The 24,326-nt window shown below is 71.0% G+C and carries 19 protein-coding genes; 6 read left to right on the top strand and 13 right to left on the bottom strand.

What is annotated here, in order from left to right; all coding sequences use genetic code 11:
- Positions 1-20 precede the first annotated feature (20 nt).
- Positions 21-473, top strand: coding sequence for a hypothetical protein (locus AB0M80_RS17270; RefSeq protein WP_364565230.1), 453 nt, complete (start codon positions 21-23; stop codon positions 471-473).
- 19 nt (positions 474-492) lie between these two features.
- Here AB0M80_RS17270 and AB0M80_RS17275 read toward each other — a convergent pair whose 3' ends face one another.
- From AB0M80_RS17275 to AB0M80_RS17285, 3 genes are all read right to left on the bottom strand, one after another.
- Positions 493-966 (bottom strand): hypothetical protein, encoded by a 474-nt coding sequence (locus AB0M80_RS17275; protein ID WP_364565232.1) that lies wholly within the window; start codon positions 964-966, stop codon positions 493-495.
- Positions 963-2,456, bottom strand: coding sequence for a tRNA (N6-isopentenyl adenosine(37)-C2)-methylthiotransferase MiaB (gene miaB, locus AB0M80_RS17280; protein WP_364565235.1), 1,494 nt, complete (start codon positions 2,454-2,456; stop codon positions 963-965). The genes AB0M80_RS17275 and miaB overlap by 4 nt, the downstream gene beginning before the upstream one ends.
- 61 nt (positions 2,457-2,517) lie before the next feature.
- On the bottom strand, positions 2,518-3,627 hold the full coding sequence (locus tag AB0M80_RS17285; RefSeq protein ID WP_364565237.1) for an FAD-dependent monooxygenase: 1,110 nt from the start codon (positions 3,625-3,627) through the stop codon (positions 2,518-2,520).
- 68 nt (positions 3,628-3,695) lie between these two features.
- Between AB0M80_RS17285 and AB0M80_RS17290 the strand changes: the two genes are divergently transcribed.
- A complete protein-coding gene (locus tag AB0M80_RS17290; protein ID WP_364565240.1) occupies positions 3,696-4,376 on the top strand; it encodes a TetR/AcrR family transcriptional regulator in 681 nt (226 codons plus the stop codon).
- A gap of 7 nt (positions 4,377-4,383) precedes the next feature.
- Here AB0M80_RS17290 and AB0M80_RS17295 read toward each other — a convergent pair whose 3' ends face one another.
- On the bottom strand, positions 4,384-5,502 hold the full coding sequence (locus tag AB0M80_RS17295) for an NAD(P)/FAD-dependent oxidoreductase (protein WP_364565241.1): 1,119 nt from the start codon (positions 5,500-5,502) through the stop codon (positions 4,384-4,386).
- A gap of 91 nt (positions 5,503-5,593) precedes the next feature.
- Between AB0M80_RS17295 and AB0M80_RS17300 the strand changes: the two genes are divergently transcribed.
- From AB0M80_RS17300 to AB0M80_RS17310, 3 genes are all read left to right on the top strand, one after another.
- Complete coding sequence (locus AB0M80_RS17300; RefSeq protein WP_364565243.1) at positions 5,594-6,274, top strand: helix-turn-helix domain-containing protein; 681 nt, start codon at positions 5,594-5,596, stop codon at positions 6,272-6,274.
- Positions 6,275-6,358: 84 nt separating this feature from the next.
- Positions 6,359-6,754, top strand: a complete 396-nt coding sequence (locus AB0M80_RS17305) for a carboxymuconolactone decarboxylase family protein (protein ID WP_364565245.1) — start codon at positions 6,359-6,361, stop codon at positions 6,752-6,754.
- Between the two features lie 32 nt (positions 6,755-6,786).
- Positions 6,787-7,581, top strand: a complete 795-nt coding sequence (locus AB0M80_RS17310; RefSeq protein WP_364565779.1) for an SDR family oxidoreductase — start codon at positions 6,787-6,789, stop codon at positions 7,579-7,581.
- A gap of 272 nt (positions 7,582-7,853) precedes the next feature.
- Here AB0M80_RS17310 and AB0M80_RS17315 read toward each other — a convergent pair whose 3' ends face one another.
- The 3 genes from AB0M80_RS17315 to AB0M80_RS17325 form a co-directional block, all read right to left on the bottom strand.
- Positions 7,854-9,608: a cellulase family glycosylhydrolase gene (locus AB0M80_RS17315; RefSeq protein ID WP_364565247.1), complete on the bottom strand. Its 1,755-nt coding sequence runs from the start codon at positions 9,606-9,608 to the stop codon at positions 7,854-7,856.
- 79 nt (positions 9,609-9,687) lie between these two features.
- Positions 9,688-11,124 (bottom strand): RICIN domain-containing protein, encoded by a 1,437-nt coding sequence (locus tag AB0M80_RS17320; protein WP_364565250.1) that lies wholly within the window; start codon positions 11,122-11,124, stop codon positions 9,688-9,690.
- Positions 11,125-11,147: 23 nt separating this feature from the next.
- Positions 11,148-12,527, bottom strand: a complete 1,380-nt coding sequence (locus AB0M80_RS17325) for a glycoside hydrolase family 43 protein (protein ID WP_364565251.1) — start codon at positions 12,525-12,527, stop codon at positions 11,148-11,150.
- A gap of 269 nt (positions 12,528-12,796) precedes the next feature.
- Between AB0M80_RS17325 and AB0M80_RS17330 the strand changes: the two genes are divergently transcribed.
- On the top strand, positions 12,797-13,519 hold the full coding sequence (locus AB0M80_RS17330) for a serine/threonine protein kinase (RefSeq protein ID WP_364565254.1): 723 nt from the start codon (positions 12,797-12,799) through the stop codon (positions 13,517-13,519).
- Here the strand turns inward: AB0M80_RS17330 and AB0M80_RS17335 are convergent.
- From AB0M80_RS17335 to AB0M80_RS17360, 6 genes are all read right to left on the bottom strand, one after another.
- Positions 13,504-14,829, bottom strand: coding sequence for a jacalin-like lectin (locus AB0M80_RS17335; RefSeq protein ID WP_364565257.1), 1,326 nt, complete (start codon positions 14,827-14,829; stop codon positions 13,504-13,506). The genes AB0M80_RS17330 and AB0M80_RS17335 overlap by 16 nt on opposite strands.
- Positions 14,826-16,673, bottom strand: a complete 1,848-nt coding sequence (locus tag AB0M80_RS17340) for a phosphatase PAP2 family protein (RefSeq protein ID WP_364565260.1) — start codon at positions 16,671-16,673, stop codon at positions 14,826-14,828. The genes AB0M80_RS17335 and AB0M80_RS17340 overlap by 4 nt, the downstream gene beginning before the upstream one ends.
- 144 nt (positions 16,674-16,817) lie before the next feature.
- The gene (locus AB0M80_RS17345) at positions 16,818-20,996 is read right to left on the bottom strand and encodes a glycoside hydrolase family 38 C-terminal domain-containing protein (RefSeq protein WP_364565263.1); all 4,179 of its coding nucleotides are present in this window, start codon (positions 20,994-20,996) and stop codon (positions 16,818-16,820) included.
- A gap of 7 nt (positions 20,997-21,003) precedes the next feature.
- Positions 21,004-22,317 (bottom strand): extracellular solute-binding protein, encoded by a 1,314-nt coding sequence (locus AB0M80_RS17350; RefSeq protein WP_364565266.1) that lies wholly within the window; start codon positions 22,315-22,317, stop codon positions 21,004-21,006.
- A 34-nt stretch (positions 22,318-22,351) separates the two neighbouring features.
- The gene (locus AB0M80_RS17355) at positions 22,352-23,191 is read right to left on the bottom strand and encodes a carbohydrate ABC transporter permease (protein ID WP_364565268.1); all 840 of its coding nucleotides are present in this window, start codon (positions 23,189-23,191) and stop codon (positions 22,352-22,354) included.
- Positions 23,192-23,216: 25 nt separating this feature from the next.
- A complete protein-coding gene (locus AB0M80_RS17360) occupies positions 23,217-24,185 on the bottom strand; it encodes a sugar ABC transporter permease (protein ID WP_364565271.1) in 969 nt (322 codons plus the stop codon).
- Positions 24,186-24,326 lie beyond the last annotated feature (141 nt).

Here is a 24,326-nt window from a genome sequence, read left to right on the forward strand (position 1 = left end):
CCCGGTGCTCCACTCTGATCATGACCAGGACACCCCACAGCGCCAGCAGGATCCTCTCCGCGCTGGTGATCAGCATCGCCCTCGCCGGGCTCGTCCCGGCGCTCGCCGCTCCGGCCGGGGCCGCTCCGCTCACCTCCTCCGCCGAAGCCGGCAAGGGGAAGGTGAAGGTCGACGGAAAGCTGGCCAAGGACCACGTCAAGGTCAACGAGAAGGTCGACCTCAAGGGCAATCTGAAGGTGCTCGACGCGGCCCGCGCCGACGGCACCCAGTCCCTCGAAACCGTCATCGTGCAGCAGCTGCAAGGCGGGGCGTGGGTGAACCTCGCCGACACCACCTGCCGGCCGAACGGTGGCTTCACGTTCCGGCTCAGCTTCAGCCTGAGCGCCACGGTCTCGCTGCGGCTCTACCACCCCGAGACAACGTTGTACGCCGCCGCGTACTCGGCGAGCACCCTGACCCTGCGAGTCGGCTGAGCCTGGTCCCCACCGGCCTTCAGGAGCGCGAGAACGCCGTGCGCATCCACTGCACCGCGAGGCAGATCATCGCGATCCAGGCGATGACCATGCCGAAGCCGGGGCCGCCACCCGCGGACCCGACGGCGTGCGACGACTGCTGCGACCAGATGGCCAGCAGCCCGTCCACCGAGGCGAACCAGCCGCCCGCGGCGCAGACCCAGGCCAGCCACCACCGCCGCGTCACCAGCGCCAGCGCCGACGCGAGGATGCCGACACCGGTCGACGTCGCCGCGAACAGCTGCGGGATGCCGCCGCCCTCGCCGGCCAGCACCTGCCAGCCCGCGTGGTCGCCGACCCACGGCAGGATCAGGCAGATCAGCAGCACGAACGTGAACACCGCGATGGTGAACCCGCGGCGGCCCAGCTCCACCGTGCGGGACGCGTGCGCACCCGCTTCGTCGATCTCGGCGGCCAGCTCGGCCAGGTCGCCGTCGCCCTTGGGGTCGGTCACAGCGCACACCCACTCACCGGTTCGGGCCGGGCCGCCGGGGCACCGAAGCCCGGCAGGCCCAGCGTGACGCCGCTCGTCTTCGGCCGCAGCCCGGCCTCCGCGTTGTCGCCGGCCCGCGTCCGCCGGTGGGACAGCAGGTCGCCGTCGGCCACCAGGTGGTGCGGCGCGCCGTAGGTGACGACCGTCTCGACGACGTCTCCCGGGCGGACCGCGCGGTCCACCTGGGCGCCGGTCGGGGTGAAGTGCACCAGCCGCCCGTCGCGGGCGCGGCCGCTCATCCGGTGGGTCTCGGCGTCCTTGCGGCCCTCGCCCTCGGCGACGAGCAGCTCGACGCGGCGGCCGACGATCTTCTTGTTCTCTTCCCAGGAGATCGCGTTCTGCAGTTCGACCAGGCGCTCGTAGCGCTCCTGCACGACCGCCTTGGACAACTGGCCGTCCATGGTCGCGGCCGGCGTGCCGGGGCGCTTGGAGTACTGGAACGTGAACGCGCTGGAGAAGCGGGCCTGCGCCACGACGTCCAGGGTCGCCTGGAAGTCCTCCTCGGTCTCACCGGGGAAGCCGACGATGATGTCGGTGGTGATCGCCGCGTCCGGCATGGCCGCGCGGACCTCGTCGAGGATGTTCAGGAAGCGCGCCGAGCGGTAGGACCGCTTCATCTCGCGCAGGACCCGGTCGGACCCGGACTGCAGCGGCATGTGCAGCTGGGGGCAGACGTTCGGGGTCGCGGCCATGGCGTCGATGACGTCGGAGGTGAACGCCGCCGGGTGCGGCGAGGTGAACCGGACGCGCTCGAGGCCGTCGACGGTGCCGCACGCGCGCAGCAGCTTGCCGAACGCCAGCCGGTCGCCGAACTCGACGCCGTAGGAGTTGACGTTCTGGCCGAGCAGCGTGACTTCGAGCACGCCCTCGGCGACGAGCGCTTCCACCTCGGCGAGGATCTCGCCGGGCCGCCGGTCGCGTTCCTTGCCGCGCAGGGCGGGGACGATGCAGAAGGTGCAGGTGTTGTTGCAGCCGACCGAAACGGACACCCAGCTCGCGTAGGACGATTCACGGCGCGCGGGCAGCGTCGAGGGGAAAGTCTCGAGCGATTCGAGGATCTCGACCTCGGCCTCGGCGTTGTGCCGGGCGCGCTCGAGCAGCGTGGGCAGCGACCCGATGTTGTGCGTCCCGAACACGACGTCCACCCACGGCGCCCGCTTGACGATCTCCCCGCGGTCCTTCTGGGCGAGGCACCCGCCGACGGCGATCTGCAGGTCCGGGTTCGCGATCTTGTCCGGGCGCAGGTGCCCGAGGGTGCCGTACAGCTTGTTGTCCGCGTTCTCCCGGACGGCGCAGGTGTTGAACACGATGAGGTCGGGCTTGGCCCCGGCGGCGGCCGGAACGTAGCCGACTTCCTCGAGCTGCCCGGCGAGCCGCTCGGAGTCGTGCACGTTCATCTGGCAGCCGAAGGTGCGGATCTGGTACGCCCTGGGTGCCTGGTTCTCGGTCATCGGCTTCCAGGGTAGCCCCGCCGCCACCTGCACCTCGGCATCCCCTCCCGACCGGTGACCTTCAGCGCGGTTGGAAGAACTCGAGCATTCTGCGGCTGGCGTCCGGCGACATCAGCAGTTCCTGAATCTTCGCGGACATCCGCGCCGCCGCGCTGGTGCGTTCGAACATCTCCTCTTCGTATTCCTTGACCGCAGCGGGGTGGTCGTGCGGGTGTGCCGCGAGCGCGAGGGCCAGCACGGCGCCGTCGATCAGGGCCATGTTGGCGCCTTCGCCCACCGGGGGCATCAGGTGGGCCGCGTCGCCGACCAGGGTGACGTCGCCCCTCGACGGCCAGGTCAGGCCGACCGGGAGCGTGGTCATCGATCGTGGCACGACCGTGTCGTCGCAGGCCGCGATCAGGGCCGTGAAGCGCGGGTGCCAGCCGGAGAGGAGGTCGATCAGGCGCGCCCGGGCGGCGGCCGGGTCGTCGAACGGGATGCCGCTGGTGGCGAACCAGTCCTCGTCCGTGTTGTAGAAGCTGATGCCGATGCGGACGCGGCCGTCGCCGTTGCGCTGCGCCGCCAAGGATTTTCCGTCGCCGAGCACCCAGTAGTTGCCGCGGCCGACCATCGCCGCGAGGTCGGGGTGCGTGCGGTCGATGTCGGGGATACCGACCTCGACGGCGTTCTGGCCCATGTGCTCCGGGCGGGCGTCGGTGAGCAGCGCGCGGACCCGGGAGTGCGCGCCGTCCGCGCCGACCAGCAGGTCGTACGGCGCGCTGCGGCCGTCGGCGAAGTGCAGCACGCCGTCGCCGGCGGACTCGAACGCGTGGCCCCAGCGCACCGAGTGTTCGGGCAGGGAGTCCAGCAGCAGGTCGCGCAGGTCGGCACGGTCCACCTCGGGCCGCAGGAGCGGGGCGTCGTCCGGGGTGTCCTCCTGCAGCAGCAGGGTGCCGTCCGGCTCGAGCAGGCGCATGTCCTGGCCTTCCCCTCGGGCGATCGCGAAGAACTGGTCGATCAGCCCGGCCTCGCGCAGCGCCCGCTGCCCGGAGTGGATGTCGAGCATGCCGCCCTGACCGCGAGCGTCGCGCGACGGTTCACGTTCGTACACGACGGCCTCGATGCCGTGCACGTGCAGCACGCGGGCGAGCGCCAGGCCGCCCAGTCCGGCTCCGACGATGGCGATGCTCATGAGTCCCCCTTCGATACAGCGTATGTCTCGATACAGTGTATCGCAGAGTGCGTTGTATTGTCACCGCCATGTTGGTGTGGGAACGGCCGGAGCCGCCGGATCGGCCGGTGCCGGCCCCGCTGAGCCGGGAACTGATCGTCCGGACGGCGATCGAGCTGGCCGACGAGGCCGGCCTGGAGGCGGTGTCGCTGCGCAAGATCGCCGGCGCGCTGGACGTCGGGCCGATGCGGCTCTACGGCTACATCGCCACCAAGGACGAGCTGCTCGACTTGATGGTCGACGCGGTGCACGCCGAAATCCGGCCGGCCGGCGACGGGTGGCGTGAAGTGCTGCGCTCCGTGGCCGAACTGACCAGGCAGGCCGTCCACCGGCACGAATGGTTCGCCGACCTGATCGGTGGCCGGCCGCAGCTCGGCCCGAACGCGCTGGCCAGGGGCGAGGCCGTGCTGGCCGCGCTGGGCGACGTCGACGTGGACATGGTCATGCCGCTGGTGACCGCGGTCGATGCGTACGTGATCGGCGCGGTGCGCCGGGAAATCGCCGAGCGCCGGGCCGAACGGACCTCCGGGATGGACCAGCGGCAGTGGCAGGCCACCTTCGGGCCCTACCTGGAACGAACCTTCGCCACCGGCCGGTTCCCGGCGCTGGAGAAGGTGGTCCGCGATGCCGCCCACCTGGACGCCGACGAGACCTTCCGCATCGGGCTCGACTTCCTGCTCGACGGCATCTCCGGCCGGCTGCAGCGTTGAGACGGCGCTACTTCGCCGCGCTCTCGGCTCCGGTCAGCAAGGCGACCATGCTGTGCGGTGCGTCCTCGCCGAACAGGATCGCGTAGATGTCCTCGTCCGCCATCTCCGCGGCCGCGCGCGGGAACATCGCCGCTTCGTACCCGGCGAGTGCGGCCTCCACGTCGCCGGGGTGCGCGGCGATGGCCTGACCGAGTTCGGCGCCGTCCTGCATGGCCAGGTTGGCGCCTTCGCCGTTCGGGGGCATGAGGTGCGCCGCGTCGCCGAGCAGGGTCACCCCCGGGACGCGGTCCCAGCGGTGCCCGGCCGGCAGCGTGCAGAGGCGGCGCACGACCGGCGGGGTGTCGCTGTCGGCGATCAGCGCGATCAGCTCGGGGGCCCAGCCGTCGAACTCCTCGACAACCCGCGCCAGCACGGTGGCGTCATCCGACCCGGCGAGCCAGGCCTGGGGTTTGTACAGCTGCGCATACGTGTGCAGAGTCCCGCCGCTCTCCCGATGCGCGACGATTCCCTTGCCCGGCGCGAGTGCGTAGAGCGCTCCGGCGCCGACTGCCTTCGCGGCGGCGGGATGGCGGGTGTCGCCGTCGAACAGGAAGGTCTCGACGACCGAGACGCCGACGTACTCGGGCGTGGCGCCGGAGAGCAACGGCCGAACGCGTGACCACGCGCCGTCCGCGCCGACCAGCAGGCTCGTGCCGAAGGTGGTGCCGTCGGCCAGGCTGACCTCGTGGCGGCCTTCCCCGAGGGTCCGCACGCCGGTGACCTTGTGTCCCCATCGGACGGTGCCGGGCGGCAGCGCATCGAGCAGCAGCTGCCGCAGCTCGCCGCGCTGCACTTCGGGACGCTCGCCGGTGCCGTCGTCGGGCTGGTCGAGCAGCACGGTCCCCTGGCGATCGAGGACGCGGGCGGACTCGCGGCCCGCCAGGACGAGCTCGCGGAATCCCTCGGTCAGGCCGGCCGCGGCCAGCGCCGGCTGGCCGTTCCACGGGTGGATGTCGAGCATTCCGCCTTGGCGGCGCGCGGCCGGCGAGGGTTCCGCCTCGTGGACCGTGACCGGGATGCCGTGCAGGTGCAGGACGCGGGCCAGCACGAGACCGCCGAGGCCGGCTCCGATGATCGCGACCGTCATGACTTCCTCCGGGAGGTTGGTTGGATCGTCGTTCCAATCACCACGCTAACACAAGTTTGGATCGACGTTCCAACCGTGCGATGATCGGTGCATGACGAAACGAGCCCCGCGCCGCACCGACGGGCTGTCCAAGGAGCTGATCGTCAAGGCCGCGGCCGAGATCCTGGACGAAGGCGGCGAGGCGGCGCTGACTTTCCGCGCGCTCACCGCGCGCCTGAGCACCGGTTACGGAGCGATCTACCACCACGTCGCGAACAAGAGCGACCTGCTCGCCGCGGCGACCGACGACGTCATCGCCCGCGTGCTGAGCGACGTGGTCGTCGACGCGGAGCCGCGGGAAGCCCTGCGCACGGTGGCACTGGGCCTGTTCGACGCGATCGACGCCCACCCCTGGGTCGGTGCTCAGCTCTCCCGGGAACCGTGGCGCCCCGCGCTGCTGGACATCTACGAGAGCATCGGCGGGCGGCTCGCCCGTCTCGATGTTCCGGACCGGGCCCTGTTCGACGCGGCGGGCGCGCTCGTGAACTACGTCCTCGGCGTCGCGGGGCAGAATGCCGCGAACGCCCGGCTGCTCGCCGCCGACGAGGCGGATCGAACGGCCTTTCTCACCAGCGTGTCGGACCGATGGGCATCACTCGATCCAGCGCAGTACCCCTTCGTGCACAAGGCGGCGACGCAGTTGCGCGAACACGACGACCGGCAACAATTCCTCGCGGGGGTCGACATCTTTCTGGCCGGTATCGCGACCCTTCACCAGACCCCATATTCGTGATCCGGGTGGCCGTCACGTTTGACCTGGAGCGCGCTCCAGGCCCTAGCGTCGTTCGAGACAAGATCGCTGGGGAAAGGAACCGACATGACCGACGAGCGCTTCGAGCGTGGCCTGAAGACCCTGACCGAGATCGACGGCGAGAGCGGGCAGCGGGTGATCGACGCGCTCGCCGACGTCTCCCCCGCGCTGGGCGAGGCCGTCGTTTCCTGGGGGTTCGGGGAGATCTACTCGCGGCCGGGGCTGGCGCCGCGCGACCGGCAGCTGGTGACCCTCGGCATGCTCACCGCCCTCGGCGGCTGTGAGCCGCAACTGGAAGTGCACGTCAACGCGTCGCTCAACGTCGGCCTCACGCCGGCGGAGATCGTCGAGGCGCTCCTGCACTCCGCTGTCTACTGTGGATTTCCGAAGGCGCTGAACGCGACCTTCACGGCCAAGAAGGTCTTCGACGAGCGCGGGTTGCTGCCGGTGAACGCGGAATAGGGATGCCGGGCGACCAACAAGAAAGGCGACAAGTGGTGAACAGCCGATTCGCAACGCACACAGAGCTTTTCGACCTGAGCGGTAAGCGCGGCCTCGTCACCGGTGGCACCAGGGGCATCGGGATGATGATCGCGCGCGGGCTCCTCCAGGCGGGCGCCCGCGTGGTCATCAGCTCACGCAACGCAGAAGCGTGCGCTCAGGCGCAGGAACAGCTGTCCGAATACGGCGACGTCCAGGCGGTCCCCGCCGATCTGTCCCGGCACGAAGAGTGTGAGCGCCTCTCCCACCTCGTCACGGCCGACGGCGGGAGTCTCGACATCCTCGTCAACAATGCGGGCGCAATGTGGGACGAGCCGTTGGAGACGTTCCCGGACGCGGCCTGGGACACGGTCATCGACCTCAACCTGAAGTCGCCGTTTTGGCTGGTGCAGGCGCTGCTGCCGGCACTTCGCAACGCCGGGACGGCCGATGATCCCGCACGGGTCATCAACATCGGCAGCATCGCCGCCATCCACATCCCCCAGCGGCCCAACTACTCGTACTCCAGCAGCAAGGCTGCGCTGCACCAACTCACCAGAGTGCTCGCCAAGGAACTGGGCCCGCAGCACATCACGGTGAACGCGGTGGCGCCGGGACCGTTCCCGTCGACGATGATGGCTGCCACCCTCGAGGAGCTCGGCGAGGCGATCGCGGCGGCGGCCCCGCTGCGCCGGATCGGCCGCGACGACGACATGGCGGGTGTCGCCGTGTTCCTCGCCAGCCGGGCAGGCGCTTACCTGACGGGCACCGTCGTCCCCGTCGACGGAGGGATCGCCACGACCGCGTGATCCTTTGGCAACAAGATCGGCGCGATGCCGGGCTCCGCAATTGCCCTCACGCCGGCGTGCAGTGAGGTGATCTCACCGATGATCAGCTTGGTGAGATCACCTCAGGCCCACCAGCCGCCAGACGTAGAGCGTGGCGACCTGGAACACGTAGGGCGCGCCGTGATGCCCCCCGCGACTTCACGGTACCCCTAGCCGGATGGGGCGGATATGGGACGTCCGGGCGATTCCCGGAATGGCTCTTCACCGTCCGGGAATTCGGGCGGTCGCGTCGATCACCTCGCGGACGCCGTGGGCGCCCAAGCCGCGAGTTCCGCACGGGCCGCGGCCAGCTGGGCCGCGGTCGGCGGCGTCGCCGGCTCGGTGATCAGGGCGTAGTGCAGGCCCGGCGTGGCAGGGAGCCGCAGGCGGTCGCCCACCGAGGTGACCCCGGTCAGGTCCGTGACCACTGTCGGGGTCATTCCGGCCGGTACGTGGAGTTCCGTCGGCGCACCGGCGGCGGTCCCCTGCCACACGAGGATTCCGTACCGCCCGGTGCCGGTCAGCGCCGCGGTCGCCGGCATCGTGGACGGCACCTGGTTCCACGTGAGCGTCTGGCTGCCGTCGCGCGAGCGGTCCTCGTAGGTGAACGCCAGGGTGTGGCCGGCGACCGCGGCCGGGTAGAGCCGGTCGAGCAGGCGCGCGTCCTGGCGGAGCTGGACCGTCCCGTCGTCCGCCGTGCGGGCCGAGGAGAAGTCCTCGCCGTTCCAGGCGTCGCCGTCCGTCTTGACCTTGTCCGGGTTGTCGTTCATCAGCTCGTGGTGGCGGCCGCTGTAGATGTCCCACTGCCACTGCGTCGCCGACAGCACCGGGCCCGACTGCGCCGGGCTGCGCCACCAGTTCGCGCCCGGCAGCCGCGAGTCGAGGGCCTGGTACATCGCCTTGTCCACCGTCGGGGTCTTGTCCGAGGTGTAGCCGGTCATCGGGTGCCCGAACTCGGTGACGATCGCCGCCGTGCCGAGTGCGGTCGCGCGGTCGCGGACCGCGCCGAAGTTCGCGCTGTACTGGCCGTCGCCCGCCTTGCCCGGCATGAACACGCCGGATTGGGCCAGCTGGTCGTAGAAGTGCGTGTTGAAGACGTACCGCGGCCCCATGACGCCGGTGTCCTGGAAGCCGCCGGGGTGGAGCTGGAAGGAGATGTTGGCGTTCCAGAACATGTTCGGCTCGACGAACGCGGGCTTGTCCTGCCAGCCGGCGGTGTCCATCGCTTCGCGGAACCGCTTGAAGAACGGCCAGAGCACGTTCTGTTCCCACGCCTTGCTGTCCTGGCCCTGGTCGTACCGCCCGGCGAAGGGCTCGTTGTACGGGTCCATGCCCGCGACGCCGGCGAACTGGGCGGCACTCAGGTTGGTCCGCAGATACGTCATCGTCTGGACGGCCTGACCGACGAACTCGTCCTGGACACCGCGGGCGTTGTGCCAGAAGTCCTTCGTGGCGTCCTGGACCGCGCCGTTCTGGGTGATGTTCTGGCCCCAGTGGGCGCAGATGCCGCAGCTCTCCGCGGGATAGCCGCCGAGGTCGACCACCCACTTCGGCGCGCCGTCGCCGGTGTACCAGCTGCCACGGTTGAACAGGTAGCGGGAAAACAGGTCCTGGTGGAAGTCGGGCAGGACCGTGAAACCCTCGTCCAGGAACGCCTTCAGCTGGTCGGTCAGCGCCGCCAGGTACCGGGTGTCCACCGGCCCGCGGACCGGCTGCGTCCCGGCCCACGCGATCGGGAACCGCACGGCGTTCGCGCCGGTGAGCGCCCGCATCGACCGGGCGGACCGGCGCGCGTCGGCCGCGTTCGCGAACGGCAGGAAACCGTTTTCTGCCAGCTTCGTCTCGCCCGAGACGTTGAAGCCGCGCAAGACGACTTCGCGGCCGTACTCGTCGACGAAGGCCGAACCGCGCACGGTCAGCCGGTGCGGCGGTACGTCCTCGGCCACCGCGGAGGCGACGACGCCGGACGTCAAAGCCACGGCGGTGAGCAAAGCCACGAGCATGCGCATGATGGCGGCCCCAAACATGAAGGAGTTTCGCAAAAAGCTAGCGAGCTGCCTCCCGGCCGTCAAGGGCCGAAGGTGCTGATCAAGCCGCCCGCCGGAGCCACTGCTGGTTCGTCACGCCGGTACACGGGTACTGCTTGACGGCGGCGCCGTCGGCCGTGGACCCGGAAACGACGTCCAGGCACTTGCCGCTGTGCCGGGCCGCGAGGCGGACGTACCCGCTGTCGGCCGCCTGGATCTGCCACTGCTGGTTCGTGCCGCCGTTGCACGCCCACTGCACCGCCGCGGCGCCGTCCGCGGTGGCGCCGCCCGAAACGTCGAGGCACTTTCCGCTGTGCCGGGCGACCAGGTTGTAGTACCCGTTGCCGAGGTCGAGCACGCTCCACTGCTGGTTCCCGCCGCCGTTGCAGGAGTACTGCTTCACCGCCGTGCCGTCGTCCTTGGCGGAACTCGGGATGTCCGCGCACTTGCCGCTGTGCCGGGCGACGAGGGACTCGTACGCGCTGCCGGAGCCGACGCCCGCGACCACGCCGGTGGCCGTGTCGATGTTCACCTTCGGGTACCAGTTCATCGCCATCGTGGTGGCACTGGGGAACGTCAGCGGCAGCCACACGTACCGGGACTCGTTGACGGGACGCTGCCAGGCACCCGCCCAGCGGTCGCCCATGAAGAGGTAGGAGGTCGCCTGCGTGCCCTGCAGGGGCAGCACGAACGCGGCCTGGCTGCCGTAGCCGGTGGAGTCCCCGAAATTCGTCAACCCGCTCCACGTCCCCGTGACGCTGGAGGCCGTGGCGTACTTCTGCTGGTTCGGCTGCCAGCCCGTGGCGCCCGAGGTGACCAGGAAGTAGACCCCGTTCCGCTTGAACATCGCCGGGGCCTCGCGGTACGAGCCCGGCCACAGCGTCTGCACCAGCGCATCGACGCCGGTGTAGTCGGCGGTGAGCCGGTACACGTTCAGGTCGGCGTTTTCACGGGCCGCGGAGGCCATGTACGCGGTTCCGTTGTCGTCCTTGAACAGCGTCAGGTCACGCGACATGTGGGTGCCGAGCGGGCGGAAGCTGCCACGGTAGGTGTAGCCGCCGTCGACCGTGGAGGAGGTGGCCACGGCCGCGCGCGCTTCGGCGTAGTCGGCGCCGTTTTCCTTGTGCATCCACATCACGTACTGACCGGTCGAGCTGTTGTAGATCACCTTCGGCCGCTCGATCTTGGCCTGGCCCAGCTCGGCCGCCGAGGACTGCGTGAGCACGTCGTTGCGGAACTCCCACGTCTTCAGATCGGTCGAGCGGTAGACCGAGACCGCGCGGAAGGTGTCGTCGGGATTGCGGTTCTCGCCGAACCAGTAGTAGTACGCACCCACCTTGAGCACGCCGCCGCCGTGGGCGTGCACCCAGCTGCCGGACGTGTCCGCGAACTGGCTCCCGTTGGTCACCGCGACCGCCGCGGCGTGCGCACCGGGCGCGCCGAGCAGCGTGGTGACGAGCACGAACAGGGACGAAATCACGCCACCTCGTCGTAGCATGACGGCTCCTTCCGCGAGCGGTCTCAGTAGCCGACGCGGAAAGTCGCGTCCTGTTTGTCCACAGTGGAGGATGCGCTGCCGAGCGGGTCGATCCGCAGCACGTAGTCGTGGTGCCGGAGGTAGCGGTCCGGGTAGTTGTGCGAGCGGAACGACGACCAGCCGGAGTCGGCCAGCCCCGGTGTCCGGTGGAAGGTGGCGTCCGCGGTGAACGTCGCCGAGCCGTCGTCGGCGGCCAGGCGCAGCTCGTAGTCGCTGTGCCGCAGGTACCGGCCGGGGTAGTTGACCGACTCGAACGACACGCCGGCCGCGTCCGCCAGCCCCGGCACCAGCTTCCACAGCTGGTCCTGGTACGGGTCGAACGGGTAGGCGTCGATGCGTCCCACCGAGTTCGCGTGCCGGACGTAGCGGTCGGGGAAGTTGTAGGACTTGAGGCGCCGCCAAGCCGGTGCGCCCCACTTGGCGACCAGGGCGGACCTCTCCGCGGCCGTGATCGGCGTGATCCCGGGGTGCTTGGAGTTCAGCGGCTGGGTGTAGGCGCGGTCGCCGAGCAGCGTCCAGTTCCCGGCGGCCACGTCGGTGGTCTCCCAGCAGAAGAACCGGCCGTTGGGGCTCCACGTGTCGCCCCAGAGGTACCAGCGGTTCCCGGCCGGCGCCGGGACGATCTGCGGTGCCTCGACGCCCCGCCCCGGGGCGATCCCGGTCTTGTAGGTGGTGAAGCTGCCGGCGGCGAGGGAGCCGGAGCGCTGGCCGACCAGGGTGCTGTTGGTGTTGTTCTTGACGTACAGGTAGTTGACGCCACCGATGACGGCCATCGTCCCGTCGATCGTCGCGTGGCCGGGGTCGAAGAACACCTGCGGCGCACTGACCGTCACGAAGTCGGTGGTGTAGTTGACCATGATGACGTCGTGGCCGCCGTACGCCGCCGAGTAGATGATCGCGTACTGGTTGCGCGAAGGGTCCCAGAACGCCTCCGGCGCCCAGCTGTGCGTGGCCATCGAATGCAGCTTGATCCGGCGGTACGCGGTGAACCCGCGCAGGTCCGCCGAATCCCAGACGTGGACGTACTGGTTCTGCAGCGACCAGTCGGTGCCCTTCAGGTCGGTCGCGAGCACCACGAACCGGCCGTCCTGCTTGCGCAGGACGAACGGGTCGCGCAGCCCGCCGGTGCCGGCCGACGGCGTCACCACCGGGTTGTTCTGGTTCAGCGGCATCCAGTCGAGGCCGTCCGCGCTGACCGCCAGGTGCAGCCCGTAATCGGCGCCCGTCATGGCCGGCGACTCGGTGAAGTACGCCATGACGTAGCCGTCGTACGTGGCCTGGGCGCGCGCCGCGGCCCGGCTGCCGACCACGCCGGCGACCGCGGCTCCGGCCACGCCCACCAGCAGTCCTCGTCGACTGATCATCGTCCACCCATCTCGTCCGAACGCCGGAAAGGCGTGCACCACAACATTGTTAGCGCTAACACACGAGCCGGGCGCCGGGTCGGGATGATCGGCCGCGGCCGGTGAAGGGATGTTCGCAGTGTAGGTGGCCTGCGCCACACCGTGTCAAGGTCCGATCGTCGGGCGGCCGGACGAACCGGGTGGGTGAATCGAGCCGATCAAGCGAACCGGATCCGCGTCGTGGCCGTATCCCCGAGCAGGACGGTGGACGGCACGGGAGGGACGGCGAAGTGGCGCACGAAGGAACCCTGATCGGCGAGCGGTACCGCCTGCTCGGCCCGGCGGGGCACGGCACGGTGCACGCCCGGGACGAACGGCTCGACCGGATCGTCACGCTCAAGCCGTTGTTCGACGAGCCTCCGGTGGCGCCGGGGATTCCCGCGCCGAGGACCGCCCTCTGCGACGTCGTCGACGAGGACGACACCACCTACCTGGTGCTGGAGTACCCGGGGGCGCGGACGCTGACCGAGCTGCTCGACGAGCACGGCACGCTCGCCCCGGGGCTGGTCGCCCGGTTCGGCGCCCAGCTGGCCTCGGCGCTGGCGGCCGCCCACGACGAGGGCGTCCTGCACTCCGCGGTCGACCCGGACCACGTCGTGATCTCGGCCGAGGGCCGCGCCGGGATCGTGGCCGGAGCGGCCGGCTCCGGTGCGCGCGCCTACCTCGCCCCCGAGGTGATCGACGGGGGCTTCCCCGACTTCCCGTCGGAGGTGTTCTCGCTCGGCGTCACCCTCTACGCCGCGCTGGAGGGACGTCCCGGCACCGGCGAGCACGAAGCGGCGCACCATCCGGTCATCGACGCCGTGCTGCGGCTGCTCCACCCCGACCCGGCGGCCCGGCCCACGATGGCGGCGGCCGAGGAGTTGCTGAGCGGCGTGCCGCCCCGCCATCCGGTGGCGCGGCCGGACGGCGGGACGGGGCGCGGCGCCGCGGGTGACTACCGCTGCGTGTAGACGAATCCGAGCTTGTCGACTCCGTCACCGCTCCGGCCGTGGAAGCCGGCGAGCTGCCAGCCGTCCGGCGCGGTGCGGGTCACGCAGTCCGCCGTGGTCGTACCGCCGGCCAGCGTGCGGCCGAGGTTGGTGGTGAACCGGGCCGAGAAGATCCGGGTCGTGCCGCTGTACTTGCCCTGGCACAGGGTCGCCGTCGTGACGTACTCGCCGGTGCCGAGCGTGAGCGACGCCGCCGTCCCGCCGGTCCCGCCGTGGGTCAGCGTGGTGCCGTTCTCCAGCGTCACCCCGACCTGGTCGACGCGGGACCCGCCGCGCAGCGAGAACGTCCGCGCCCGGGCGGCCGCGGGCACGCCGTCGACGTCGGTGAAGTAGTTCCCGTGCGGGCCGCCGTACTGGTCGGACAGCCGCAGCGCCGGGTTGCGCGTCCAGGTGAACCGCACGGTGATCGGGTCGTGGTCGGACAGCATCTTGCCCGCGCTGTCGAGGAACTTGGCGTGCTCGTTGTTGTAGAAGGTCGCGTCGAGCGACACGAGCTTGCTGCCGCGGTAGAGGACCTTGTCGACGACCTCGCAGTCGTTGGTGACCGCCTGCTCGTCGCACAGCAGCGCCGGGCTGCCCGGAGCCGGCGCGACCCCGCCGCGCACGAGCTTCACCCACGCGTCGGTCAGGCCGTTGTCCGAGGCGAACCCGGCGATCGTGTCGGCCGCGCGCGTGTAGCGCGTGTTCGTGTCGCCCATGACGACCACGGCGTTGCCCGCCGAGTGCGTCCGGATGAACGCGGTCAGCTGCGCCAGGTTCGACGCCCGGGACGCCTCGTCGCCGTCGTTCGTCCCGGCGTTGGTGTGCGCGTTGTAGAAGTCGACGTACACGCCCTCGGCCAGCCGGACCCGCATGAAGGTGAAGCCCTTCGGGGTCAGGCAGTCCCCGGAATCGAGCTGGCAGGACGTCCAGCGGGCGCGCTCGAAGTCGTCGGTGTCGTACGGCAGCGAAGACAGGGTGTTCAGCCCGCTCCCGATCCCCGCGCCGCCGCTGGTGGGCGTGCGGTACGGGTGCTGGTCGGCGGCGTAGAGCTTGGCGTGGTAGTTGAAGTCCTCCTCCACGTGCACGACGTCGTAGGGACCGATCCGCTGCCCGATCGCGGTCGTCGCGGGGTCGCGCGGCGTCGGCGCGCTCGAGATCGACTCCGGCAGGCCGGCGACGTTGTAGGCCAGGACGGAGAAGCTGCCGCCGTCGGCGGCGTGGGCGGCCGCCGGACTGACCACTGTGGACACGGCGGTGACGAGCACCAGCGCGGCCAGGCGTTTCTTCACGAGAACTCCCGCAGGATTCGGACGGACAAACCGGTGGACGTGTAACGCGCAACCACCCGGTGCCCCGGGCGGTCGACCTCGATCGCGGAGAACCGGCCACGCAGGCGCCGCGCGCGCAGCACCTCGACCTCGTGCGCCGGGCAGGAGCCGGTCAGCCGGATTACCAGGACGCTGCCGCGCTCGAGCGCGGCCTCGCCGCGGACGAGCAGCCCCGGCCCCGGGCTGACGGACAACGTGCCGCCGGTCTGCTGGTAGCCGCCGGCCCGGAGACCGGACACGCGCAGGGTGCCCCCGGCGAGTTCGACGTCCCCGGGGCCGAGCGCGCCCGGCGCCGCCGCGACGAGCGTGCCCGCCTCGACCCGGGTGCCGCCGCGGTAGCTGTTGCCCCCGGTGAGCGTCAGCGTCCCGGTGCCCGCCTTGACGAGCCCGCCGTCGCCGCCGATGTCGTTGCGCCAGCTGTCGTTCGCGCAGAACCCGCCGCGAGCGGCGTCCATCGTGACGCGGACGCCGGTGTCGAACGCGCCGTAGCCGTCGGCGGCGGCGAAGAGGTTCAGCCGTCCCCACGGCTCCGGGCCGTCGAGCAGCGGGTGCCCGGCCGGGAACGCCGTCGTGCGCAGGACTTCCCGCCGCTGCGCCGCGTCGAGGTACGGCAGACGGGTTTCGAGCAGGACCTCGGCGCCCTTCGGCACGCGCATCGAGGTGCGCGCGGCCCGGTCCGGCAGGCCGTAGGTGGCCCGGCGGGCGACCATCGCCGCGTTCGCCCGGCGGTCGCCGTATTCGTCGGCGCCGGTGTGCGCCCGGGCGAACAGCGTGTCGGCGGTCGTGGCGGTCTTCGCCGTGAAGTACTTCAGCGCCTGCTCCCGCGCGTCGGCCTTGAGGGTGGCGTTTTCGGGGTCGGCGAGGGTGGCGGCGGCGAGCGCGGTGGCCATGATCCGGCCGCCGATCACGTCCACGGGCGAGTGCATCCCGGCGACGATCCGCGTGTCGGCCAGGTCGTAGGCCCGCGCCACCAGTTCCTGGAACCGCTCGGGGACCGCGTAGGCCAGCGCCAGGCAGGCCAGGTGGAACGCGTTGGTGTGGCCGCTGGGGAACCCGCCGTCGTCGACGGGGGCGGTGCTGCGCTGCCGCAGCAGCTGCGGTGCGACGACCACGTCGGACCGGTAGACCGGGTAGCCGAGCGCGTCGGTCTCGCCGGTGGGGACGACCCGGCTGTCGGCGCTCAGCCGCCACGGCCGCGGGTACTGGTAGGCGTACTTGCTCGGGTTGCCCGAGGCGAACGGGCCCCGCACGGTGTCCACGAGCTGCGCCACCAGGCCGAGCTCCGAGTCGTGCGAACCGGCGCCGAGCGCCGAGCCCGCCGGCGCGTCCACCGGGACGGCGTCGTCGATCTTCGCCGGCGGCGTGCCGTCGGGCGCTGAGGTGATGCCCGTGACGGCCTTGGCGCCGCTGCGGTAGAGGTCCGCGAGCGGGCCCAGACCGCCGATGGCCGCGTAGGACTGGTGCTGGCGGTCGAAGACGAAGGCGCGCTTGGCTTCGGCGTCGGTCCGGGCGCGGGTGACGGCGACGCAGTGCCGGACGTTCGCCCGCAGCACCGCCGCGTCGAGCACGACCCCACTGTCCCAAGTGGACCCGGTGCGCCAGAGCCGCTGCATCCCGGTCAGCATCCGCACCACCGCGTTGGTCTCCGGGGTGCGGTTCGCCGGGATGTTCGTGCGGTAGGCGTCGACGAACGCGGTCGACTCCGCCCACGCGGGCACGCCCAGCACGGTGGGCACGGCGGCGACGGCGGGGACGAGCGCGGACCAGCGCAGGAAGGTCCGCCGGTCCAAGGGCGCAGGGATCAAGTCGTTCTCCTGAGAAGGCGCCGGAAAAGCGCACGGGAATCGCTGGAATGATCAGTGCCCGGCCGACCCCGGTCAAGGAGCGTCCGGAGCAATTCGCCGAGCAGTAACCTGATCTTTTGCGGGAGTAGCGCGAATTCGACGAATTCACTCGATTCGGACTTCGACGGCGGGGCTGTACACGAGCCGCCCGTGGGCGGTCACCCGGACCAGAACCCACCAGTGCGCCCCGCGCCGGGCCGTGCGCGCCGCCCGGATCGTGATCGGCACCGGGGTGCTCTCGCCGGCGGCGAGCCGGAACGGCTGGAGCCGCGGGCCGATCGTCACCTCGCCCGCCCAGCTGCCGAACGGGCTGATCGCCGCGATCCCGCCCCGGATCTCGCTCTGGGCCAGGTTGGCCAGTGACACGACCAGTTCGGCACTGCCGCCCGGTGGCACCGCGATCGCTTCGGTCGCGAGACCGACGTCGACGAGGTCGTCGCGCGGTGGCGGCGCCCCGACCAGAATTTCCGCCGTGTCTTCGAGGATTTGCCCGCCGTCGGAAATCCGGGCGGCGACCAGGTACCGGCCGGGCGTCGCCGGCCCGCGCACTTCGACCGCCGTTTTCGCGTGTTCTCCCGGCTCGAGGTCGTAGTCCAGGTCCGGGAGCTGCTCTGTCCGCCACTCCGGTGGCAGCTCGAGTTCGACGCGCCCGCGGGCCCGGCGGCCACTACAGCTGACCGTGACGTCGAACCGGGCTCGCCCGTCGCTCAGCCGCAGCCGGGTCGGTGTCACGTGCACGCTCACCGGCAGGTTGCCGACCGGCGCCGGTCCTTCGTTGTGCAGCCAGTACCGCGTGGGGACCGGCTGCACGGGCTCCGCGGCCCGGACGAGCTCCCGGCCGCTCCCGTCACCGCGGACGGCCGGCTCCAAGCGCAGGGTCGCCACGTCCGCGGCCCCCAGGTCGACGCGCACGCGTCCGCCGTCGACTTCGATCGGCTCGCCCCGCTCTTCGAGGAGATCGGTGCGCCAGGCCGAGCGCACCCCGCCGTGCAGCGCGACGAACGCCGTGGCCGGGGACCCGGTCGACTCGTACACGCGCAGGGTGATCGCGTCCGAAGGGGCGATCTCCGCACCCGAGGCGAGGGGGTTGCCCGCGGGTTTCGCCGCGGTCAGCACGGCTTCCGCCGGTTCGACCGCGATCAGGCTCAGCGTGGGCGGCAGTGCGCCCTCCGTGGCGGGCACCTGCCGGGCCCGGAGCGGGTGCGCGGCCTCCTGGGCGCTGCGCGGGAAACCGGCGTCACGCCAGTCCCCTGCCCCGGCGACGACGGCGAAGTCGAAGGTGTGGGTCCAGTGCTGCCAGGCGAAGCTCGAGCCGTCCGGCGCGGTCCGGCGTTCGCCGTCGATCCACACCCCGCTGGGCCAGCCACTGCACGAGCGCATCAGCGACAGGTGCAGCGTGCCGCCCGGGTCGACGACGAACCCGGGCGTGCCGTGGTTGACGACCGCGACGGAGTAGCCGTCGGCGGGCTCGGCGGTCCCGGCCAGCCCGTCGGGGACCCGCACGGCGAGGGTGGCGCCGGCGCGCAGCTCGTCGACGGCGGCCGTGACGTCCTCGATGATCACCACCGGCAGGTCCCGGGGTCCCCGCAGGTCGGCGTCGGGCACCCAGGCTTCGCGGCGGGTCCGGGCGGCCGGGACGAACACCCGGCCGTGGCGGGCGAGTGCGGCGCGGTACCCGGGCTCGGCGGTGGAAAGGACCTCGGTGGCGAACGGGTTGCCACCGCCCAGGACGATCCGGACGTCGGGCAGGTTCGAATCGGCGTCGAGGGCGCCGTAGCGCGGGCCGCCGGGACGGGTGCAGGTCGCTGTCACTCCCTTCGCGGCCAAGGCCGCCACCAGCGCCCGGATCTCGGGCCCGGTGCCGACCGGCTCGACCACTTCGGCGACGCCGATGGCGTGCGCGGTCCGGGTGCCGTCGTCGCGGGTGAGCGCGATGCGGGCCGTCGCCGACAGGCCGGCCCAGGTGTGGGCCGGGGTGTCCAGCGTCCACAGGTGCTCGGCCGCGTCGACGTCCGGGAAGCCGAACGACCGGCCGATCGCGCCGAACCCGACCTCGGCCACCGGGAGGGCGCCGGGCACGGCGAAGTCGAACCGGGCCCGCAGCAGCCGGTCGCGGCCCAGCGAGCCGTCGACCTCGGTGCGGACGTCCACCCGGGGCACTCCGCGCCACAACGTCGTGCGCTGGGTGATCCGCAGCTCGGCCAGCGATGTCGTCGCGACGAGCCGTTCACCCACCGGACTGGTCTCGACGACCACCTCCGCCGCACCGGGGCCGTGGCCGGGCCCCTTCGGCAGCAGGTGCCACGGTCCCTCGCCCCACACCGGGTGCTCGGCGTGCTCGTCCTGGACCACCAGCCCGGCGGCGAGACCGCCGTCCCGCAGCAGTTCCCGGCCGGCCCGCCGGTCGTGGACGCGCCGGAGCGCACCGCCGCGCGCCGGGTCGGCTTCGACGGCGAAGACGTCGTTCTCGATCGACGGCGGCCCCGGCCGGACCGTCCACCCGGGCGGCACGGTGGCCGCGTCGAGGACCCGGTAGACCCGGTAGCCGAGCGCGGGCACCGCCGTCGCGAGGAAGGTCAGCGTGACCTCGGCGAGCGAGCCGTCGGGGTGGCGCACGACTGCGTCGGTGACGGCGGGGACCGGTCGGCCTTGCGGGTCGGCCACGCGCGCTCCCGTGACCCCCGGTTCCGGGTGGGTGACCGTCACCGTCGTCACCGCGTCGCGGGCCCAGGACAGCGTGTTGAGCACGAAGACGGCCACGCCGTCCCCGGTCGTGTCCGCGTGCCGGGCCAGCTCGGTGATCGCGCCTTCGAGCACCTCACCGCCGCGTTCGCCCGCTTCGCGCCAGCCGGTGAGCAGGTCCAGGTAGACCTGGTCGGACTCGGTTCCGGTGATCGCGTCGTGGTGGGCGCCGTAGACCAGCTGGCGCCACGCCTTGTCGAGGGCTTCGTGGGGGTAGCGCGCCCCGAGCAGGGCGGCGAGGGTGGCCGCCCGCTCCCCGTCGAGCACCGCCACCTCGGCGGCGCGCTGGGCCTGCTTGGTGTCGATGTAGGAGACGTCCTTGCCGGTGTAGACCGGGTTCATGTCCCGGGTCTGCACGCTGATCGCCGTGCCCCGCGCCGCCGCGTCCGCGCGGACCGCGGCGAAGAAGTCCCGGGGCAGGCCGACGACGAACCGGGGCCAGACGTAGCGGGCGTTCCAGGTGCGGTGGATCTCGGTGCAGAACCGCGACGGGATGTTGTGGTCGTGCCCGACCGGCAGCAGCACGTTGCGCGTGGCGGCCACCCGCCGCAGCGTGCTGAACTGCCGGTAGGCCTCCGCCATCGCCTCTTCGAGGGTGTCCTGGCGCTCGATGCCCCACCCCGCGACGTAGTGGTCGGCCATGTAGGCGGTCAGCAGTCCCCGCCCGCTCGGCGAGATCCACTCGAACTCCGACGGGAACTGCATCCGGCCGATGTCGCCGGTGTGCCGATTTGCCCCGACGTGGTGCCAGGGCCCGCGGGCCCAGGCGCTCGACTCCAGGCCGGCGTCGGCCATCAGCCCGGGGTAGGCCGGGTCGTGGCCGAACACGTCGAGCATCCACGCCGAGCGCGGGTCACCGCCGAGGACGTCCCGCTGGTAGCCCACGCCGTAGACGGCGTTGCGGATCGTCGATTCGGGGTGGGTCAGGTTGGTGTTGGCCTCGTTGTAGTTGCCGCCGACCAGCTCGATCCGGCCGTCGCGGAGGAACCGCACCAGGTCGTGCCGGTCCCCGGGGAAGGTGTCCCAGTGCGGTTTGAGGTAGTCGACCTCGGCCAGCACGAACCGGTAGTCCTCGTCGTCGCGGGCGGCCTCCAGGTGCGCGCGCACGAGGTCGAACGCCGACCGCTGGAACTGCATCCGCTTTTCCTGCGCCAGTGGCAGATCCAGCCAGGTGTCGGTGAAGCCCGCCTGGGTGTTCCACCACACCGGGTCGTAGTGGAAGTGCGAAACCATCCACATCGTCCAGCCGGTTTCCGCCACGACCAGGTCCGCCTCGGCCGTGACGCGCCGCCCGGCCGACTCCGCGACCACGGTGACCCGGTGCGAGGAGCCCTCGGGAGCCTGGAAGGTCACGCCGACTTCCACCGTCACGCCGTCCGGGCGGACGTCGGCGGTGACGGGCTCGGGTGTGACCACCCACTTGCCCTCGACCCGGACCCGCGCCGGAGCCCGGGGCCCGCTCAGGGTCACCCGGACCACCTGGCGGGCCGCGGCGGCGGAGCCGGTGAACAGGTCGGTGCCCCGCACGGCCGTGATGCGCACGGTTCCCCTACTTCGCGTTGGCGAGCGCCGCCTTGGCGTCGCTGAAGAACTGGGTGACGCCGGCGGCGATCGACATCTTGCCGAACGCGATCTGCTTGGCCGCCGAGTCGAGGGCGGTCTTGACGTCGCCGTAGCCCGGGGGCGCGGTCGGCGCGGTGGGGAGGGCGTCCTTGGCGACCTCCGCGGCCACGTACTCGCCGTAGTCCATGTCGGCCTTCTCGGTGGGCGTCGCCGTCGGCGCGAGGAGGTTCTTCGCCTTGTCCGACGGCGGAAGCCCGCGCTGCAGCTTCATCGTCTTGATCGCGTCGGCGTCGTTGAGGAAGAAGTCGATCAGCTTCGCCGCGCCCTCCGGGTTCCGGCTCTTGACCGGGACGCACAGCAGCACCCCGCCGCTGAGCGCCTGGCCCGTCTTGCCGTTCGTGCCGCGGGGCACGACGATCAGCTTCAGCTCGTGCTGGGTCAGCGGCTGCATCTGGGCCAGGCCCCAGCCGGTGGTCATCGCGATCTGGCCGGTGATCAGCGGGTGGTTGCCGGTCGCCGCGTCGGTGTTGCTCAGCAGCGTCGGTGGGCAGACCGCGCCGGCCTTGCGCAGGCCGTCCCAGAAGGTGAACCACTCGGTCAGGTCGTCGGGGCCGAACCCGAGGGACTGGTCGGCGGTGTAGAGGTCCTTGCCGCGCTGGCGCAGCCACGGCTGCAGCGCACCGGAGTCGTCCTTCGACGCGTCCAGCGCACCGTACTTGTCGGGCCCCCACGCCTTGGAGATCTCGGTGGCGATCGCGGCGAAGTCCGGCCAGGTCCAGCCGTCCACCGGTGGGGCGATCTTGAGCTGGTCGAGGACGGTCTTGTCGTAGAGGACCGGGGCGAAGCCGGAACCGGACGGGATGCCGTAGGTCTTGCCCTTCACCGCGCCCGCCGTGCGCACCGGCGCGTACAAGGTGTCCAGGCCGATCGTGCCGGGGATGTAGGTGCCCAGGTCGGTGAGCACGTTCCGCCCGGCGTAGGTGCTGACGTAGGCGGTGTCCATCTGGAAGATGTCCGGCGGGTTGCCGCCGGCGAACTCCGTGTTCAGCTTGTCGAAGTAGCCGTCGTAACCGGAATACTGCGTGGTGACGGCGATCCCGGTTTTGTCGGTGAAGATCTTCACCGCCTTCTGGTAGGCGTCGTTGCGGGCGTTGCCGCCCCACCAGCGGAAGGTCAGCGCGTTCCCCGCGGGGCCGGATCCGGTGCTGGGCGGCGCGAAACCGCAGCCCGCGAGCGCGGCCGAGGCCACCCCCGCCCCGGCGATCCCGAGGAACCCCCTCCTGGACAGGTGCTGTGCCATGGCGGTCTCACTTTCTGCTGGTGGAGTTGCGGGTTCAGCCTTTGATCCCGGTGTTGGCGACGCCGTCGACGAGCCGCTTCTGGCAGACCAGGAACACCACGACCGTCGGCACGAGCGTGACCACCGACATCGCGAGCATTCCGCCGTAGCTGGAACCGCTCGCCCGGTCGATGAAGGAATTGAGGCCCAGCGGGACCGTGTAACGCGATTTGTCGGACAGGTAGACCAGCTGGCGGAGGAAGTCGTTGAACGTCCAGATGAACGTCAGCACCCCGGTGGTCAGCAGGGCGGGCCGCAGGAGCGGCAGGATCACCGAGAAGAAGACCCGGGCGTGCCCGGCGCCGTCGATGGCCGCCGCTTCGTCCAGTTCGCGGGGAATGCCCCGGATGAACTGCACCATCAGGAAGATGAAGAACGAGTCGAACGCGAGCAGCTGCGGCACCACCAGCGGCAGGAACGTGTTGATCCAGTTCAGTTTGTAGAAGATCGTGTACTGCGGGATCATCGTGGCCTGGAACGGCAGCATCAGCGTTCCGAGCATCAGCCCGAACCAGAGCCTGCGGAAGGCGAAGTCGAGCCGGGCGAACGCGTAGGCGGCGAGCGAGCAGGAAACGATGTTGCCGATCACCACGCAGAGCGCGATGGTCGCCGAGTTCGTGAGGTAGACGGTGAACGACGTCCCCGTCGCGGTCCAGCCGCCGAGGTAGTTTTCGAGCGTGAAGTGCCACGGGATGGGGTCGAGCGTGCTGAAGATCTGGTTCTCCGGCTTGAACGAAGCCCCCACCAGCCACACCAGCGGGTAGATCATCACCACGACCCCGGCGAGCAGCACCGCGTGCGCGCGCCAGTGGGTCTTCGTGGTCTTGCTGGCCATCTCGGTCCTTTCGGCCGTGGTGTGTTCAGTCCGCGTAGGTGACCCAGCGCCGTGACGACGCGAAGTAGAGCGCGGTGAAGAGGCCGATCACCACGAACAGGACCCACGCCATCGCCGAGGCGTAACCCATCTGCAAGCTCGTGAATCCCTTGCGGTAGAGGTAAAGCGTGTACAGCATGGTCGAATCGATCGGCCCGCCGAGTCCGCCGCTGACCACGTACGCCGGGGTGAACGTCTGGAACGCGTTGATCGTCTCCAGGACCAGGTTGAAGAAGATCACCGGCGACAGCATCGGCACGGTGATCCGGAAGAACACCCGGATCCGGCCGGCCCCGTCCAGTTCCGCCGCCTCGTACAGCTCCTTCGGGATCTGTTTGAGCCCGGCGAGGAAGATCAGCATCGGGGTACCGAACTGCCAGCCCGACAACAGGACGAGGGTCCACAGCGCGAACCGCGGGTCCCCGATCCAGTCCGCGCCGCGGATGCCGAAGAAGCCCAGCACCTGGTTCAGCAGTCCCTGCTGCGAAAAGATCTGCCGCCACATCACCGACACCGCGACGCTCGCCCCGAGCAGCGACGGCAGGTAGAAGACCGAACGGTAGAACCCCAGCGCGCGCAGGCCCCGGTTCAGCACCGCGGCGACGACGAGTGCGGCCGCGAGCTTGAGCGGCACCGAAAAAACGACGTAGGTGAGCGTGACCTTGACCGAGTGCAGGAACTTCTCGTCCTGCCACATCGCCAGGTAGTTCCGGAAGCCCACCCACTGCGGCGAGCTCAGCAGGTCGAACTTCGTCAGCGACAGGTACAGCGAGTACGCCATCGGCAGCAGGACGAACCCGAAGATCCCGAGGAACCACGGCGAAAGGAAGGCGTAGGCCGCCCGGTTGTCCTTGTGCCGCTTCCGGCGGCGACGGGCAGGCGCGGGTTTCGCCGCCGGCGGGATCCCGGCACCCGCTTCGGCGGGCTGGGTTGCTGCTTCGGCTGACGGCGACATCGGCTGCTCCCGGGACTCCAGCGTGGACCGGCAGCACCGCTGCCGTGGCACATCTTCCGACGCACGCGGTTCCAGGAGTTCCGTCCCAGGGAGCTGGAAGCGCTTTCTCGGCACTCTAGGCAGCGCCCTCCGCCGCTGTCA

Source organism: Amycolatopsis sp. NPDC051045, from assembly GCF_040682955.1.
In the GTDB taxonomy this organism is placed as follows: domain Bacteria; phylum Actinomycetota; class Actinomycetes; order Mycobacteriales; family Pseudonocardiaceae; genus Amycolatopsis.